Source organism: Streptomyces sp. NPDC090108, from assembly GCF_044747185.1.
Taxonomy (GTDB): Bacteria; Actinomycetota; Actinomycetes; order Streptomycetales; family Streptomycetaceae; genus Streptomyces.
Genome location: NZ_JBIVDQ010000007.1, coordinates 284,689 through 300,646, shown reverse-complemented (window position 1 = coordinate 300,646; position 15,958 = coordinate 284,689). Strand labels below are relative to the sequence as shown.

The following is a 15,958-nucleotide window of genomic DNA, read 5'->3' as shown; positions in this document are numbered from 1 at the left end:
GCGCATTCGCCCATCCCAACCCCGTTAGACTCGGCCTTTGGCACCTTTGTGTCCCACACACGGCCCTCCGAGTCGCGGACGGGGACCTCCAGCCAGCCAATCGGAAGCACGGGAAGAGATGTCGGCACCGAATAAGTCGTACGACCCTGTAGAGGTCGAGGCGTTGAAACCGGAAGAGATCGAGCGCATGCGGGACGAGGCGCTCGCCGCCTTCGCGGCCGCGGACTCCCTGGACGCGCTGCACGAGGCCAAGGTCGCCCACACCGGCCCCGCCTCCCCGCTGTCGCTGGCCAACCGCGAGATCGGCGCCCTGCCCCCGCACGCCAAGGCGGACGCCGGCAAGCGTGTCGGCATGGCCCGCGGCGCCGTGAACAAGGGCCTGGCCGCGCGCCAGACGGAGCTGGAGGCCGAGCGGGACACCCGCGTGCTGGTGGAGGAGGACGTCGACGTCACCCTGCCGTACGACCGCGTCCCGGCCGGCGCCCGGCACCCGCTCACCACGCTCTCGGAGCGCATCGAGGACGTCTTCGTGGCCATGGGCTACGAGGTCGCCGAGGGCCCCGAGGTCGAGGCCGAGTGGTTCAACTTCGACGCCCTCAACATCGGCCCGGACCACCCGGCCCGCGGCGAGCAGGACACCTTCTTCGTCGCCGGCGCCGACGGCGAGGCCGAGTCCGGTGTCGTCATGCGCACCCACACCTCGCCGGTCCAGATCCGCTCCCTGCTGAGCCGCGAGCTGCCGGTCTACGTGGTCTGCCCCGGCCGTGTGTACCGCACCGACGAGCTGGACGCCACGCACACCCCGGTCTTCCACCAGGTCGAGCTGCTGGCCGTGGACGAGGGCCTGACCATGGCCGACCTCAAGGGCACCCTGGACCACATGGTCCAGTCGCTGTTCGGCGAGGGCGTGAAGACCCGGCTGCGGCCGAACTTCTTCCCCTTCACCGAGCCGTCCGCCGAGATGGACATGGAGTGCTACGTCTGCCGCGGCGAGTCCGTCGGCAACCCGGACCGGCCCTGCCGCACCTGTTCCAGCGAGGGCTGGATCGAGCTGGGCGGCTGCGGCATGGTCAACCCCAAGGTGCTGGCCGCCTGCGGCGTCGACCCGGAGAAGTACAGCGGGTTCGCCTTCGGCTTCGGCATCGAGCGGATGCTGATGTTCCGCCACAACGTCGATGACATGCGAGACATGGTCGAGGGTGACGTCCGGTTCACCCGGCCGTTCGGGATGGAGATCTGATGCGGGTCCCGCTTTCCTGGCTGCGGGAGTACGTCGATCTCCCCGCCACCGAGACCGGCCGCGACGTGCAGGCCAAGCTCGTCTCGGCGGGCCTCGAGGTCGAGACCGTCGAGCAGCTCGGCGCCGACCTCAAGGGGCCGCTCGTCGTCGGACAGGTGCTGACCATCGAGGAGCTGGAGGGCTTCAAGAAGCCGATCCGCTTCTGCACGGTGGACGTCGGCACCGCCAACGGCACGGGTGAGCCGCAGGAGATCGTCTGCGGCGCCCGCAACTTCGCCGTCGGCGACAAGGTCGTCGTGGTCCTGCCCGGCGCCGAGCTGCCCGGCGGCTTCGCGATCGCCGCGCGCAAGACGTACGGCAGGACCTCCCACGGCATGATCTGCTCCGGCGACGAGCTGGGCATGGGCGACGACGGCAGCCACGGCATCATCGTGCTGCCGCAGGAGACCGAGGCCGGCCGCGACGCCATCGAGCTGCTGGAACTGGTCGACGAGGTCCTGGACATCGCCGTCACCGCCAACCGCGGCGACTGCCTGTCCATCCGCGGCGTCGCCCGCGAGGTGGCCATCGCCTACGGCCTCCCGCTGCGCGACCCGGCCCTGATCGACGTACCGGCCCCGAACGCCTTCGGCTACCCGGTCCAGGTCTCCGACCCCGTCGGCTGCGACCGCTTCACCGCGCGCACCGTCACCGGTCTGAGCCCCGAGGCCCGCTCCCCGATCTGGCTCCAGCGCCGGCTGCAGAAGGTCGGCATGCGTCCGATCTCGCTCGCCGTCGACGTCACCAACTACGTGATGATGGAGCTGGGCCAGCCCCTGCACGCCTACGACCGCGGGCTGGTCGAGGGCACCATCGGCGTGCGCCGGGCCGCGGAGGGCGAGAAGCTCGTCACCCTCGACGGCGTCGAGCGGAAGCTGCACGCCGAGGACCTGGTCATCACCGACGAGCGCGGCCCCATCGGCCTCGCCGGCGTGATGGGCGGCGCCGACACGGAGATCGCCGACCACGAGGACGAGGCGAACGCCACGACCGGCGTCGTCATCGAGGCGGCGCACTTCGACGCCGTGTCGATCGCGCGGACGGCCCGCCGTCACAAGCTGTCCTCCGAGGCCTCCCGCCGCTTCGAGCGCGGCGTCGACCCGCAGGCCGCCGCCGCGGCCGCGCAGCGCACCGTGGACCTGCTGGTCCTGCTCGCGGGCGGCACCGCCGAGGCCGGCGTCACCGAGGTCGTCGCGGCCTCCGCGCCGCGCACGGTCCACATGCCGGCGACGCACCCGGACACCGTCGCGGGCGTCGCCTACGGCCGTGAGACCGTCGTCCGCCGCCTCCAGGAGATCGGCTGCGACGTCATCGGCCAGGACGAGCTGACGGTCACCGTCCCGTCCTGGCGGCCCGACCTGACCGAGCCGAACGACCTCGCCGAAGAGGTCATCCGGCTGGAGGGCTACGAGAACCTGCCCTCCACGCTGCCCAAGCTCCCCTCGGGCCGCGGTCTGACCCACCGTCAGCGGCTGCACCGCCGGGTGGGCCGGGCGCTGGCCGGCACCGGCTTCATCGAGGCGCCGAGCTACCCGTTCGTCGGGGAGCAGGTCTTCGACCAGCTCGGCCTGGACAAGGACGACCCGGCCCGCCGCGTCGTCAAGCTGGCCAACCCGCTGAACGACGAGGAGCCCGCGCTCCGCACCACGCTGCTGCCGGGCCTGCTCGCCGCGCTGCGGCGCAACGACGGCCGCGGCTCGCACGACCTGGCCCTCTTCGAGACGGGCCTGGTCTTCCAGCCCCGCGAGGACCGGCGCGCCGGCGGTCACCTCTCGGTCGACCGCCGTCCCACCGAGGCGGAGATCGCCGAGCTGAACGCCGCGCTGCCTGTGCAGCCGCGCCATGTCGCCGCCGTCCTCGCGGGCGCCCGCGAACAGGCCGGCTGGTGGGGCAAGGGCCGTCCGGCCGACTGGGCCGACGCGATCGAGGCGGCGCGTGCCGTCGCGCGTGAGACCGGTGCCGACCTGATCGTGCGCAAGGGCCGGTACGGCCCCTGGCACCCGGGCCGCTGCGCCGAGTTCGCGGTCGTCGTGGACGGTACGGAGAAGGTCGTCGGCCACGCCGGCGAGCTGCACCCGCGGGTCGTCAAGGCCCTGAGCCTGCCCGACCGCACCTGCGCGATGGAGCTGGACCTGGACGCCCTGGAGGCCGCGGGCGACGACACCCCCCAGGCGCCGGGCATCTCGTCCTTCCCGGTCGCCACGCAGGACGTCGCCCTCGTGGTGGACAAGCCGGTCGCGGCCGTCGAGGTCGAGGCCGCGCTGCGTGAGGGCGCCGGTGAACTGCTGGAGTCCATCCGGCTGTTCGACGTGTACGAGAACGCCGCTCAGCTCGGTGAGGGCAAGAAGTCGCTGGCGTACGCGCTGCGCTTCCGCGCGGCGGACCGGACGCTGACCGTGGACGAGGCCTCGGCCGCCCGGGACGCGGCGGTCGCCCTCGCGGGCGAGCGCACCGGGGCCGCGCTCCGCGGCTGATCACCGCCGGGTTCCCGCTGTCGGCCGGTCACGGTTCTCCGTGGCCGGCCGCACGGCTTCTCCGGCACGGCACGGCTCCGGGTCTCCAGGCTGCGGGCTCCGGGTCCCCAGGCCTGCGGGCTCCGGGTCTCCGGTGCTCCGGGCTCCGTGCTGCGGGCAACCGGGCTCCGGACGGTCCGCCGATGGTGGTCGCCGCATAAATGCGGCCGCCCCGCAAGGGATCACTCGTTTGAGTGGGAGTCGGACGGGATCCGGCCCGTTCCGGCCACGTGTGTGAACAGAATCGGACCGGCCTTTCGGGGCCGGTCCGTCTGCTTTGCCGGAGCCCGTCTGGGGGACCGCTGGCATGATCCGCACCACGGCACAGACACCCACCGCGCGCAGGGCCGTACTGCCCCTGATCTGGGGCGGTGTGGCCGTCGCCTACCCGGGCTGTCCACTCGCCCAGCAGAACGGCCTCGGCGCGCGAGTCGTCACCAGCACGGTGTTCTTCGCGGTCGGCGCCGGTCTCCTGTGCCATGCCCACCGCACCCTGCTGCGGGAACTCCGGCAGGCCCGCAGAGTCGCGGGCGCCGCCCAGCGTGTGCTGCTGCGGCCCCTGCCGCCCCGCCTCGACGGACTGCACCTGGCCGCCGCCCAGTTGTCGGCCGACCGGGGCGCGAGCATCGGCGGCGATCTGTACGAGGCCGTGGCCACCGAGCACGGGGTCCGGGTGGTCATCGGCGATGTGCGCGGCCATGGGATCGCCGCTCTCGGCACGGTCGCCGCGGTCCTGGGCAGCTTCCGGGAGGCCGCCCACGACGAGTCCGAACTCGGCGCCGTCCTGGGCCGGTTGGAGCGGGCCCACGCCCGCCATCTGCGGGAGCGCTCGCGCGCCGACCACCCGTCGAGCGGGGAGGAGCCCGGACCGCCGGTGGCCGAGGAGTTCGTCACCGTCCTGCTTCTGGAGATCGGCCGCGACGGCGAGGTGCGCGCGCTCAACTGCGGGCATCCCTGGCCGTATCTGCTCAGCGGCACTCGCGTGGAGCCGCTGAGCACCGCCGAACCCCTCCCGCCCCTGGGCCCGTTCCCGCTGCCGTCCGACCTGGGACCCCAGTCGTGCGGCCGTCTGCTGCCCGGGGACTCCCTGGTCCTGTTCACGGACGGCGCGGAGGACGCGAGGGACGCCAGAGGGCGGTTCTTCCCGCTGGCGGCGGCGCTGCGGGAGATCGTGCGCGGACATCCGGTCACCCCGCAGGCCGTGCTCCGGGCGGTGTTCGGGGCGCTCTCGGCCCACATCGGCGGCCGCCCCACGGACGACATCGCCGTACTGGTCCTGCGCAACGGGCGTCGGCAGGCCCAGGCGCCGGAGGAACGGGACGACGCCCCCGGCGAGGTGGCACCGGCCGGCCCGGCGCCCGCCGGCCCCCGGTCCACGACGCACCGTTAGCCGCACCGGCAGTGGTACCGCCGACCGCTTCCCGGACACCTCTCGCCTCGCAACTACGGCGGTCGTGGGTCGACTTGAGTGCGCCTTCACGACCTCCCGGGGCGCGTGCGGCCGGGGTATGCGGTGCAGGGGTGCGCCTGCGGGCCGCACCCGGACGAGGCGCCCCGGGAGGTCGTATCCGGCCAGGCCACCGCTGTAGGAGGGGGAGCCGGCGGCCTGGCCGTCCTCTTGCGAGGCACCTCAGTCAACCGGCACGCGACGTTCCGCGACAGTGCGCACACGCTCCGGATGCGCGTGTTCCGTTCACACCCCGTGTGAACGCGGATTCACTACGCTGGCGGCACCAAGCCACTCGGGGGCGACCCATGCAGCCGAACACTCTGCTCGACGCGATCCTGGACGAGGCGGGTGTCTCGCACGCCGGTCTCGCGGCCCACGTCAACCAGGCGGGCCGGAGACGGGGCCTCGCGCTCCGGTACGAACACACCGCCGTGGCACGCTGGCTGAAGGGCCAGCGGCCGCGCGGCCAGGTGCCCGACCTGATCTGCGAAGTGCTCGCCGCGCGCCTCCAACGGCCCGTCACCCTGGACGACATCGGCCTCGGAGTGCCCGGCGAACCGGCCACCGCGCACGCCGGTTCGCTGTCCGGCTTCGTCGAGCGGGCCACCGCCCTGTGGCGCTCCGACGAACAGCAGCGGCCGCATGTGCTCGGCGCCCCGGCGGTGACCGGCACGCCCGCCGTGATGCCGGTGTGGGAGTGGGAGAACCCGCCCGAGGACGTGGACGTCTCGCGCGGCGGCCAGAACCGCGTCACCCCGGCCGACATCGAGATGCTGCGCAGCGCCCGCGCCCACTATGAGCAGCTGTACCGCAAGGCCGGCGGCATCGCGACCCGCACCCGGATCGTCGGCTTCCTCAACACCGAGGCCGCGCCCCTGCTGCGCGGCGGCTACACCGACGCCACCGGCCGTCAACTGCACCGCGCGACAGGCGGGTTGGTGGCGATCGCCGGGATCTGCGCCTACGACTCCGACGCGCACGGCCTCGCCCAGCGCTACTTCCACCAGGCGCTGCGGCTGGCGAAGGCCAGCGGGGACCAGGGGCTCGGCGCCTACGTCATAGCCCTGTTGGTCAACCAGTCGCTGTTCATGCGGGAGTACCGGCAGGCGGTCGCCTTCGCCGAGGCCGCGCTGCGCACCGCCGGCCGGCACATCACCCCCGCCCTCGCCTCGGATCTGTACGCGATGCAGGCCAAGGCGTACGCCCATCTCGGCGATTCGGGGAGCGCGCTGTCCTGCATCCGGCGTGCCGAGACGGCCGCCGAACACATCCGGCGCGGGCACGAGCCCGACGAGACCGGCTACGTCCAGCCGGGCCTGGTCAACGTCCAGGTGGCCGAGGCGCTGCTCAGCCTCGGGGAGCTCGCGGCGGCCCGGGAGCACGCGGCGGCGGCGGTGGACAACCCCGCGCACGACCGGGGCCGGGTGCACCGGCTCGCCATGCTCAGCACGATCGAACTGCGCCAGGGCAACGCGGAGAACGCGGTGGCCATCGCCGTCCAGATGGCCGAGCAGGCGCGGGGGATGGAGTCCCAGCGGCTGCGGGACAGACTCCGCGCCGTACGCGAACACCTGACGCGCTGCGGCTCGGCGGGCACCGCCGAGGCCGCCGAACTCATCGACGGGGCGCTGCGCGTGCCCCTGCAAGGGCCACGCGCCCTGTAGGCCCGAAGAAGTCCCTGCTGCGATATTGCCCCTTACTCAGCGGAAGGTGGCAGAACCGTGCAGTGGACGAAACAGAACGAACAAAATGTGTATGCAAACCGCTGGTTCAGCGTCAATCTCGCGGATGTCGAGCTGCCGGACGGCCGGCATCTCGACCACTTCGTCATCCGGTTGCGGCCCGTCGCCGTCGCCACGGTCGTCAACGAGTCGGACGAGGTCCTGCTCCTGTGGCGCCACCGGTTCATCACGGACAGCTGGGGCTGGGAACTGGCCGCGGGGGTCGTGGAGGACGGCGAGGACATCGCGGGCGCGGCCGCCAGGGAACTGGAGGAGGAGACCGGCTGGCGGCCGGGACCGCTGAAGCACCTGATGACGGTGGAGCCGTCCAACGGCCTCACCGACGCCCGGCACCACATCTACTGGTCCGACCGCGGCGAGTACACCGGTCACCCCGTGGACGACTTCGAGTCGGACCGCCGGGAATGGGTCCCGCTCAAAGTCGTCCCCGATCTGATCGCCCGCGGGGAGGTCCCGGCCGCCAACATGGCGGCCGCGTTGCTCCTGCTGCACCACCTCAGGCTCGCGGAGGGCTGAACCCGTCCTTCGCTAGTGGGCCAGGGCCTGCCAGACGGCGACGGCGAGTGCTCCGAGGGCGGTGAGCGCGGCGACCGAGGGGAGCGGCCAGCGTGCGTGCTCCAGGGAAGTCATACGGGAGTTCAGCTCGTCCAGTTCCTTGGCGCTCTCCTCGGTGCGATGGCTGAGCAGGGCCAGCCCTCCCTCGACACGCGCGTAGGCGACGTCGAGGCGGCGGCGTAACTCTGCGAGTTCTCCGTGAACCACGGGATGCTCCGGGTCGATGGTCACGGTCCACTCCTTTCCGTGGTCGGATGCACGGGTTCCGCATCCCTTGCATGCGCATGAAGAGTCAACTCGCCTGGTGGGCGCGTGGGGAGCGTGTGCGAGCGGCATATGCGTGCCCGGCGCGCACACGGTGTGTGAAACGCGCGGGCCCGGCACCGAAGTCCGGTGCCGGGCCCGCGGTGGTCGCAGCCGGTAGTCGCCGCGCCCGAGGACGCCTGGTGTCAGCCGTAGTTGTAGAACCCGGAGCCGGTCTTGCGGCCCAGGCGGCCCGCCTCCACCATGCGCTGGAGCAGCGGGGGAGCGGCGTACAGCGGCTCCTTGTACTCGGTGTACATCGAGTTCGCGATGGAGACGATCGTGTCCAGGCCGATCAGGTCCGACAGCCGCAGCGGGCCCATCGGGTGGGCGCAGCCCATCTCCATGCCGTTGTCGATGTCCTCGCGGCTCGCGATGCCCGACTCGAACATGCGGATCGCGGACAGCAGGTAGGGCACCAGCAGCGCGTTGACGACGAACCCGGAGCGGTCCTGGGCGCGGATGGCGTGCTTGCCCAGCACCTTCTCGGCGAAGATCTGCGCGCGGCTGAGGGTGCCCTCGGAGGTGGTGAGCGCCGGGATCAGCTCGACCAGGTTCTGCACCGGGGCCGGGTTGAAGAAGTGGATGCCGACGACGTGGTCGGGGCGCGAGGTGGTGACCGCCAGCTTCACCAGCGGGATGGAGGAGGTGTTGGAGGCGAGGATCGCGTCCGGGCGGGTCACCACCTGGTCGAGCACCTGGAAGATCTCGGTCTTCACCTGCTCGTTCTCCACGACGGCCTCGATGACCAGGTCGCGGTCGGCGAACTCGCCGAGGTCGGTGGTGAAGCTCAGCCGCGTCAGCGAGGAGTCCCGCTCCTCCTCGCTGATCTTGCCGCGCTCGGCGGCCTTGGCCAGGGAGTTGAACAGCCGGGTACGGCCGATCTCCAGAGCCTCGCCGGTGGTCTCGGCGACCTTCACGTCCAGTCCCGCACGGGCGCACACCTCGGCGATGCCCGCGCCCATCTGACCACAGCCGACGACTCCGACGCGCGCAATGTCCGTGCTGCCCGTCACATCGTTCCCTTCGCTGGTTCTCCGGCTCGGCGGGACTGCCGGGTTCGGCGCCCGCCTCCGTCCGTGCACGTTACCGCCAAGTATCGATGATCGATCGGGCGGGTGGAGGGCATCCTAATGCGCGAGACGATCCGTGACGGCGCGGATCCGGAGCGTGCGGGGTGCGCGGATGAGGCGGATGTCACGGCGGGCGTTCACGCTGACGGGCCTGACGACCCTGGCCACGGCCCACACGGCGGCCGCGGCACCCCTGGAGCCGGGACAGGCCTCCCCGCAGGACCCGCACGGCCCGCACGGCCCGCAGGACCCCCTCGGCTCCCGCGCCCCGCACCCTCCGCGGCGCGGTACGACGCAGATGCGCGGGGTGTGGATCGCCGCCGTCGGCAACCGGGACTGGCCCTCGCGGCCGGGCCTCGGCGCCACCGCGCAGCGCAAGGAGCTCACCGCCCTCCTCGACCGGGCGGTGCGTGACCGGCTCAACACGGTGATCCTCCAGGTGCGGCCCACGGCGGACGCCCTGTGGCCCTCGCCCTACGAGCCCTGGTCCGAGTGCCTCACCGGCACCCAGGGCCGAAGCCCCGGCTGGGACCCGCTCGGCACCGCGGTCCGTGAGGCCCACGCCCGGGGCCTGCGGCTGCACGCCTGGTTCAACCCGTACCGGATCGCCAACCACGCCGACCCCGGCCGGCTGGCCCCCGCGCACCCCGCCCGCAAGCATCCGGACTGGGTCGTGACCTACGGCGGGAAGCTGTACTACGACCCGGGACTGCCCGAGGTCCGCGCCTTCGTGCAGCGGGCCATGCTCGACGCGGTCGCCCGCTATCCCGTGGACGCCGTCCACTTCGACGACTACTTCTACCCCTACCCGGTCGCCGGCCAGACCTTCGACGACGACGCCGCCTACGACCGCTACGGCGGCGCCTTCGCCACCCGGGCCGCCTGGCGCCGCGACAACATCGACAGGCTGGTCAGGGAGATGGCGGCGGGCATCAGGAAGACGCGGCCCGGCACCCGGTTCGGGATCAGCCCCTTCGGGGTGTGGCGCAACGCCGCCACCGACGCCCGCGGCTCGGACACCCGGGCGGGCGTGCAGACGTACGACGACCTGCACGCGGACACCCGCAAGTGGGTCCGTGAGCACTGGATCGACTACATCGTCCCGCAGCTGTATTGGTCGGCACACCCGCTTGACCAGCAGGTTCCTGCTAACTATGCCGTTCTTCTGCCCTGGTGGGCGGAGGTCGCGAGGGGCTCTCGGACGCAGCTCTACATCGGGGAAGCCCTCTACAAGGCGGGCGACCCGGCACGGCCCGCGGAGTGGCAGGACCCGGCCGAACTGTCCCGCCACCTCACCCTCGCCAAGGGGCACCCAGAGGTGCGGGGGCATGTGTTCTTCGCGGCCAAGGAGGTAGCGGTGGACCGGATCGGGGCCATGGCCCGGGTGGTTGCCGACCATTACCAGCGGCCGGCGCGGGCGCCCCGATGAATTGAAGGGCAGGCCGCCTTCGGGGCGGCCTCAGAGATCTTGAGTCGGCATCCTGAATCGGAACTGGCTCTTAGTTCCGCCAGATGCCTTGCGCGAGCGTCACTGTCCAATCCGCGCTGGACTGGACACGGATGAGTGCCGGTCCGTTCAGCCTGCCCTTGCCGTTGCAGGTGCCTTTCCCGGCGATCAGCCGCTGCCCTGGCTCGCCGTCGTCCGTCAGCTCTTCGAGCCAGAACGTTCCGCCGTTGTTCTGGGTGGCCCGGATCGTGGCCGGTCCGCCCAGGTAGCGGAAGACGTACGGGCCACGGGAGTTCAGCTTCGACTCCAGCACCGGTACGTGCTCGTCGAGCGACTGCAGCCACACGCGCCAGGGGCCGTGCCCCGCCACCTTGACGCGAACCGTACCGAAGCCGTTCGCGGGGAGTGGCAAGATCGTCCGCCGCGCGTTGCTGCCCCGCTTGATCAGGTGCCGCATGCCCTCGTGGCCAAGGAGCTGGGCGGAGCCTCCCGCGTCCATCCGGACCACAAGGAGCGCCGGCTGTTCGGGGTCAGGTCGCACCAGCTCGACCATCTGGTATCCCGTCGCCTCCGCGCGCTGTCCCGTGGGCGTGCCGGGGGGCCAGATCTTGTAGGGCCGCCAGTGCGCGCCCTTCCCCGGCGGCGGGGTCGCGCCCCGCGCGGGGCGCGGATCGGCGCTGTACGCCTGAGCGGTGAGGTCGGTGCGGTTCATGGGCGCCGGGGCCAGGCCCGGGACCGGGCGGCGAGCTGGCAGCGGCCGTCCCGCGGCCCGTGCCTCGGCACAGGCGAGGGCGTGCCGGCCCTCTGCCAGGGCGTGCAGAACGTCCTGGGCGTCCTCGCGGTCGCGATCGCCGACGAAGTCGCGCTTGGCCCGTTCGTAGGCGTCCAGCGCACGCTCGTAGTCCGCGAAGACGAGCTCGTCGGAGTCCTGTCTGGTCGGGACGAAGGTATGGCGCGCGAGCTCTTCTCCGAACGCCGTGATGTCGGCGTCGATCAGCGCCAGTTCGTCCGCACGACGCCGTCGGAACATTCCGTGCCAGCCGGGTATGCCCACTGTCGCCCCCAGTCGTCCCCACCCGCGCCGGGGCCCGGCGGTCCCGTGCTGACGAGATCGTAGGCGAAGGCCCCGCCGCCAGGCGACGTGATCCTGGCCGACAAGGCGTACTCCTCCCGGGGGATCCGCGAGCACCCACCCGTTACGCGAAGACCGCGACCATCTGCTTGGGCCGGACTCCACATCGCGGGCATCTTCGTCTGATCCGCGCGCTGATCCAAACGAAGCCGGTGTGCTCACGTCGCTAATGCTGCTGTCCGCAATCACCAGGTAGCGCTACGCCGCCTGGCCGCAGCTCTACTGGAACATCGGTTTCGCCGACGCCGACTACAGGAAGCTCCTCGCCTGGTGGGCGGCGGCGGCCAAGGGCAGCGGCACGCGGCTCTACATCGGGGAGGCGCTGTACAAGGCGGGGGCCGCCGGGCAGCCGGCGGCCTGGCAGGACCCGGCCGAGCTGTCCCGGCACCTCACCCTCGCCGCCGGGTACCCGCAGGTGGGCGGGCATGTGTTCTTCGCCGCGGCGGACGTGGCGAAGGACCCCGTCGGGGCGATGGCGCGCGTGGTCGCCGGCCACTACGGCAAGCCGGCGGAGCCACCGCGCTGAGCCGCGATCGGTTATGAGCGGTTTTCCTGATGGTGGTCCTCGTGGCGGACCTCGCAGTCGGGTCCGGGGGACATCACGGCCTCGTGCCCGTCCTCGAAGCGGACGCGGTACGGCGGGTTGCCCTCGGTGCCCATCACTTCGACTACTTCCGAGACCTGGTCGTGCTGGCCTACCACCCTGCCGTGCTGGACAAGGTGATCGCCCTTGGATGCGCGCATCTTTCAGGCCCTCCTCATGGTCACGACCGTTGCGTGACGGCGATGCACACGAGTACGGCGACGGCGGTCAGCGGAGCTGCCGCCGTGAGGTGCTCGCCCAATAGCAGCGCCGACCACACCAGTGTGAGCAGCGGCTGAGCCAACTGCAACTGGCTGGCCCTGGCCACCCCGACGGCCGCCATGCCGCGGTACCACAGGAGCAGTCCGAGGAACTGCGAGCCGACCGCCACCCACAGCAGGCCCACCGCACCGTGCACGCCCGGACGCACCGGCTCGTACGCCAGCGCCAGTGCCGCGCCCGGCACGCTCAGCGGCAGGCAGAGCACCAGCGCCCAGCCGATGACCTGCCAGCCCGGCATGACCCGGGCCAGCCGGCCGCCCTCGGTGTACCCGGCCGCGCACACCACCAGCGCGGCGAACAGGAAGCCGTCGGCCGCGGTGAGGGCGCCGCCGTTCTGCGCGAGGGTGAAGGCGAGCACGGCCGCGGCGCCGGCCAGGGCCGCGGCCCAGAACCGGCGCGAGTGCCGGGTGCCGCCGCGCAGCGCGGAGAAGGCGGCCGTGGTCAGCGGCAGCAGCCCCACCACGACGGCGGCGTGCGCGGTCGTGGAGGTCTGCAGGGCCAGGGTGGTCAGCAGCGGGAAACCGAGCACGACCCCGGCCGCGACGACGGCGAGCCCCGGCAGATGGCGCCGCTCGGGCAGCCGTACCCGCCGGCCGGTCCCGCGGAGCCCGTCGCGGGCCGTCCTCCCGGACCCGAGCCGGAGCCCCTCGGCGGGACTTCCGGACCCGCGGAGCCCCTCGGCGGCCGTCCCGGGTCCGACCCGGAGCCCCTCAGCGGCTGTCCCGGTCTCGCGCCCGCCCGGGCGCCTGCCGGCGAGCAGCAGGCAGGCGCCCGCGACCAGTGCGGCGACGACTCCGCGCAGCGCGGTCAGCGACCAGGGACCGAAGCCCTCCAGACCCCAGGCGGTGGCGGGGAAGGTCAGCGAGAAGGCGGCGACGCCGAGGGCGGCCTGCGCGGTGCCACGCCCCCGGTGCTCGCTCTCGGCGGGGACCGCTATCGGGGCCGAGGCAGTAGCGCTACTCTGTACTCTCATGCAAGAGCGTAGCAGCGTAGGCGAATTGACGGAACAGCTCCGAAGGGAGCTCGACCGCTACTCTCCCGGTGGAAAGCTGCCGTCGAGCCGGGCACTGGTGGAACGCTTCCGGGTGAGTCCCGTGACCGTGTCCAGGGCCCTCGCCCAGCTCGCCGCCGAGGGACTGGTGGTCACCCGGCCCGGCGCGGGCGCCTTCCGCGCCCTGCCCGGCGCCGGTGCCGCGCCCGCCGGCGACACCTCCTGGCAGGAGGTCGCGCTCAGCGCCGGGGACGCCGCCGAGATCGTGCCCCGCACGGTCGACGCCTCCGGGGTCACGGTCTGCCTCGCCGCGCCGCCGCCCGGCGTCCTGGAGTTCAACGGCGGCTACCCGCACCCCACCCTCCAGCCCGAGCGCGCCATGGCGGCGGCCCTCGCCCGCGCCGGACGGCGGCCGGGCGCCTGGGGCAGGCCCCCGCTGGAGGGGCTGCCGGAGCTGCGGGAGTGGTTCGCCCGCGAGATCGGCGGCGCCGTCACGGCCGCCGACGTGCTGATCGCCGCCGGCGGCCAGTCCGCGCTCGCCACCGCCCTGCGCGCGCTCGCCCCGCCCGGCGCGCCGGTCCTGGTCGAGTCGCCCACCTACCCCGGCATGCTGGCCCTCGCCCGGGCCGCCGGACTGCGCCCGGTCCCGGTCCCGGTGGACTCCGACGGCGTACGCCCCGACCTGCTCGCCGACGCCTTCCGGGCCAGCGGCGCCCGGGTGTTCGTCTGCCAGCCCCTGTTCCAGAACCCCACCGGCGCCGTGCTGGCCCCCGGCCGCCGCGCCGAGGTGCTGCGCATCGCCCGCGCGGCGAACGCCTTCGTCGTCGAGGACGACTACGTGCGCCGCATGGTCCACGCGGACGCGGCGCCGCTGCCCCGCCCGCTCGCCGCCGACGACCCCGACGGCGTCGTCGTGCACGTCGCCTCGCTGACCAAGGCGACCTCCCCCAGCTTCCGGGTGAGCGCGCTGGCCGCGCGCGGGCCGGTGCTGGAACGCCTGCGCGCCATCCAGGTGGTGGACAGCTTCTTCGTGCCCCGGCCGCTCCAGGAGGCCGCCCTCGAACTCGTCGGCTCCCCGGCCTGGCCCCGGCATCTGCGTTCCCTGTCGGCCGAGTTGAAGGCCCGCCGCGACGCGATGACCGGCGCGCTCGCGCACCGCCTGCCCGAACTCGCCCTGCCGTACATCCCGTCCGGCGGCTACCACCTGTGGCTGCGCCTGCCCGACGGCACCGACGAGACCGCGTTCACGGCCGCCGCCCTGCGCGCGGGCGTCGCCCTCACGCCGGGCCGCCCCTACTTCAGCGCCGAACCGCCCGCCGCGCACGTCCGGCTGAGCTTCGCGGCGGTGGCGGGCACCGGCGAGATCACCGAGGGGGTACGGCGGTTGCGCACGGCCTGCGACGAGGTCCTGCGGCACCGGCCCTGAACGGCCCGCACCGCAATCCGTTCGACCGGCCGCCCCGGCGCCTGCGAGGATCCCGGGCATGAGCGACACGCCCGCCCTTCCCGAGGGCTACGAGTTCTCCGCGGACGCCGCCCGTGTCGACGTCGACCGCGTCCACCACTGGCTGTCGACCGGCGCCTACTGGGCGATCGGCCGACCCCGCGAGACGCACGAGCGGGCGATGGAGTCCTCGCTGAACTTCGGGGTCTACGACAGCGCCTCGGGGGAGCAGGTGGCCTACGCGCGCGCGGTGACCGACCGCGCCCTGTTCGCCTGGCTCGCCGACGTGTACGTGGACCCCGCGGTCCGCGGCACCGGCATCGGCACGGCCTTCGTCGGCCTTGTCCGCGACCACCTGCACTCCTTCGGGCTGCGGCGCGTCCTGCTCGCCACCGAGGACGCGCACGGGGTGTACGCGAAGGCGGGCTTCGAGCGGCTGGAGCGGCCGGACCAGTGGATGGCGCTCCGCTTCCGGTGACCGGCCGCTCACCGTGAGCGGGGTGTCACCTCGGGTAACTGCCCGGTAATGGCCCTTGACCCGGTCACCTCCTGGGCACACCATCTCCGCATGCCACTTCGGGTGACGTTCGTCGCCGCGGCGCGCGGCGCCGGGCCGCGCGAGGAACGTTTCGGGGACGACCGGCCGCTCGACCAGGCGGGCTGGGACGAGGTGCAGCGGGTCGCCGGGTATCTGCTGCCGCTGGCCGCCGCCGAATTGCGCTACTGCTCACCCACACCGCGCAGCCGCGCCACCGGCGACGCGCTCGGGTACGCCCCGCTGCTCCAGCTCGCCCTGCGGGACTGCGACATGGGCCGCTGGCGCGGACTGACCCTGGGCGAGGCGATGGCCCGCGAGCCGCAGGCGGTGGACGCCTGGTTCTCCGACCCGCGTTCCAGTCCGCACGGTGGCGAACCGCTGCTGACGTTCATCTCCCGGGTCGGCGGCTGGCTCGACACCCGGCCGGTCGGTGACGGCGACCGGATCGTGGCGGTCGCCGAGCCCTCGGTGATCCGGGCCGCGCTGGTCTACGCGCTGAAGGCGCCGCCGGCCAGCTACTGGAACATCGACGTGAGCCCGCTGTCGACGACCACGGTCGCGGGCCGCCCCGGCCGCTGGAGCCTGTGCCTGGACGGGATGTCCGCTCAGGTCTCACGCGCGTAGCC

The 15,958-nt window shown here is 73.0% G+C and carries 14 protein-coding genes and 1 pseudogene; 10 read left to right on the top strand and 5 right to left on the bottom strand.

Annotated elements, in window-relative coordinates:
• Positions 1-118: 118 nt before the first annotated feature.
• From pheS to ACIPRD_RS25355, 5 genes are all read left to right on the top strand, one after another.
• Positions 119-1,240 carry a phenylalanine--tRNA ligase subunit alpha gene (gene pheS, locus ACIPRD_RS25375; RefSeq protein WP_356400209.1) on the top strand — a complete coding sequence of 374 codons (1,122 nt, stop codon included), beginning with the start codon at positions 119-121 and terminating at the stop codon, positions 1,238-1,240.
• On the top strand, positions 1,240-3,753 hold the full coding sequence (gene pheT / locus ACIPRD_RS25370; RefSeq protein ID WP_401566169.1) for a phenylalanine--tRNA ligase subunit beta: 2,514 nt from the start codon (positions 1,240-1,242) through the stop codon (positions 3,751-3,753). Before pheS ends, pheT begins: the two co-directional genes overlap by 1 nt.
• 346 nt (positions 3,754-4,099) lie before the next feature.
• Positions 4,100-5,182, top strand: a complete 1,083-nt coding sequence (locus ACIPRD_RS25365; RefSeq protein ID WP_356400213.1) for a PP2C family protein-serine/threonine phosphatase — start codon at positions 4,100-4,102, stop codon at positions 5,180-5,182.
• A 365-nt stretch (positions 5,183-5,547) separates the two neighbouring features.
• Complete coding sequence (locus ACIPRD_RS25360; protein ID WP_356400215.1) at positions 5,548-6,906, top strand: transcriptional regulator; 1,359 nt, start codon at positions 5,548-5,550, stop codon at positions 6,904-6,906.
• Between the two features lie 57 nt (positions 6,907-6,963).
• Positions 6,964-7,500, top strand: coding sequence for an NUDIX hydrolase (locus tag ACIPRD_RS25355; RefSeq protein WP_356400217.1), 537 nt, complete (start codon positions 6,964-6,966; stop codon positions 7,498-7,500).
• 12 nt (positions 7,501-7,512) lie between these two features.
• On the opposite strand, the gene ACIPRD_RS25350 is transcribed toward ACIPRD_RS25355, so the two are convergent.
• Positions 7,513-7,770 (bottom strand): hypothetical protein, encoded by a 258-nt coding sequence (locus ACIPRD_RS25350; RefSeq protein WP_356400219.1) that lies wholly within the window; start codon positions 7,768-7,770, stop codon positions 7,513-7,515.
• A gap of 218 nt (positions 7,771-7,988) precedes the next feature.
• The gene (locus ACIPRD_RS25345) at positions 7,989-8,858 is read right to left on the bottom strand and encodes a 3-hydroxybutyryl-CoA dehydrogenase (protein WP_356400221.1); all 870 of its coding nucleotides are present in this window, start codon (positions 8,856-8,858) and stop codon (positions 7,989-7,991) included.
• Positions 8,859-9,027: 169 nt separating this feature from the next.
• Here ACIPRD_RS25345 and ACIPRD_RS25340 point away from each other — a divergent pair, with 169 nt between their 5' ends.
• The gene (locus tag ACIPRD_RS25340) at positions 9,028-10,344 is read left to right on the top strand and encodes a glycoside hydrolase family 10 protein (protein WP_401566164.1); all 1,317 of its coding nucleotides are present in this window, start codon (positions 9,028-9,030) and stop codon (positions 10,342-10,344) included.
• A 70-nt stretch (positions 10,345-10,414) separates the two neighbouring features.
• Here ACIPRD_RS25340 and ACIPRD_RS25335 read toward each other — a convergent pair whose 3' ends face one another.
• The gene (locus ACIPRD_RS25335; RefSeq protein ID WP_401566161.1) at positions 10,415-11,392 is read right to left on the bottom strand and encodes a hypothetical protein; all 978 of its coding nucleotides are present in this window, start codon (positions 11,390-11,392) and stop codon (positions 10,415-10,417) included.
• A 313-nt stretch (positions 11,393-11,705) separates the two neighbouring features.
• Between ACIPRD_RS25335 and ACIPRD_RS25330 the strand changes: the two are divergent.
• Positions 11,706-12,020, top strand: a pseudogene (locus ACIPRD_RS25330) (hypothetical protein); the annotation flags it as partial.
• Between the two features lie 11 nt (positions 12,021-12,031).
• Here ACIPRD_RS25330 and ACIPRD_RS25325 read toward each other — a convergent pair.
• Both ACIPRD_RS25325 and ACIPRD_RS25320 read right to left on the bottom strand, forming a co-directional pair.
• Positions 12,032-12,238: a DUF1918 domain-containing protein gene (locus ACIPRD_RS25325; RefSeq protein ID WP_356400227.1), complete on the bottom strand. Its 207-nt coding sequence runs from the start codon at positions 12,236-12,238 to the stop codon at positions 12,032-12,034.
• Between the two features lie 20 nt (positions 12,239-12,258).
• Positions 12,259-13,332, bottom strand: a complete 1,074-nt coding sequence (locus ACIPRD_RS25320; protein WP_401566158.1) for a DMT family transporter — start codon at positions 13,330-13,332, stop codon at positions 12,259-12,261.
• Here ACIPRD_RS25320 and ACIPRD_RS25315 point away from each other — a divergent pair.
• The 3 genes from ACIPRD_RS25315 to ACIPRD_RS25305 all read left to right on the top strand — a co-directional run bounded on the left by ACIPRD_RS25315 (position 13,331) and on the right by ACIPRD_RS25305 (position 15,956).
• Positions 13,331-14,776 carry a PLP-dependent aminotransferase family protein gene (locus ACIPRD_RS25315; protein WP_356400231.1) on the top strand — a complete coding sequence of 482 codons (1,446 nt, stop codon included), beginning with the start codon at positions 13,331-13,333 and terminating at the stop codon, positions 14,774-14,776. The genes ACIPRD_RS25320 and ACIPRD_RS25315 overlap by 2 nt on opposite strands.
• 58 nt (positions 14,777-14,834) lie before the next feature.
• The gene (locus ACIPRD_RS25310; RefSeq protein WP_401566154.1) at positions 14,835-15,272 is read left to right on the top strand and encodes a GNAT family N-acetyltransferase; all 438 of its coding nucleotides are present in this window, start codon (positions 14,835-14,837) and stop codon (positions 15,270-15,272) included.
• A 90-nt stretch (positions 15,273-15,362) separates the two neighbouring features.
• On the top strand, positions 15,363-15,956 hold the full coding sequence (locus tag ACIPRD_RS25305) for a histidine phosphatase family protein (protein WP_401566151.1): 594 nt from the start codon (positions 15,363-15,365) through the stop codon (positions 15,954-15,956).
• Positions 15,957-15,958: the final 2 nt, after the last annotated feature.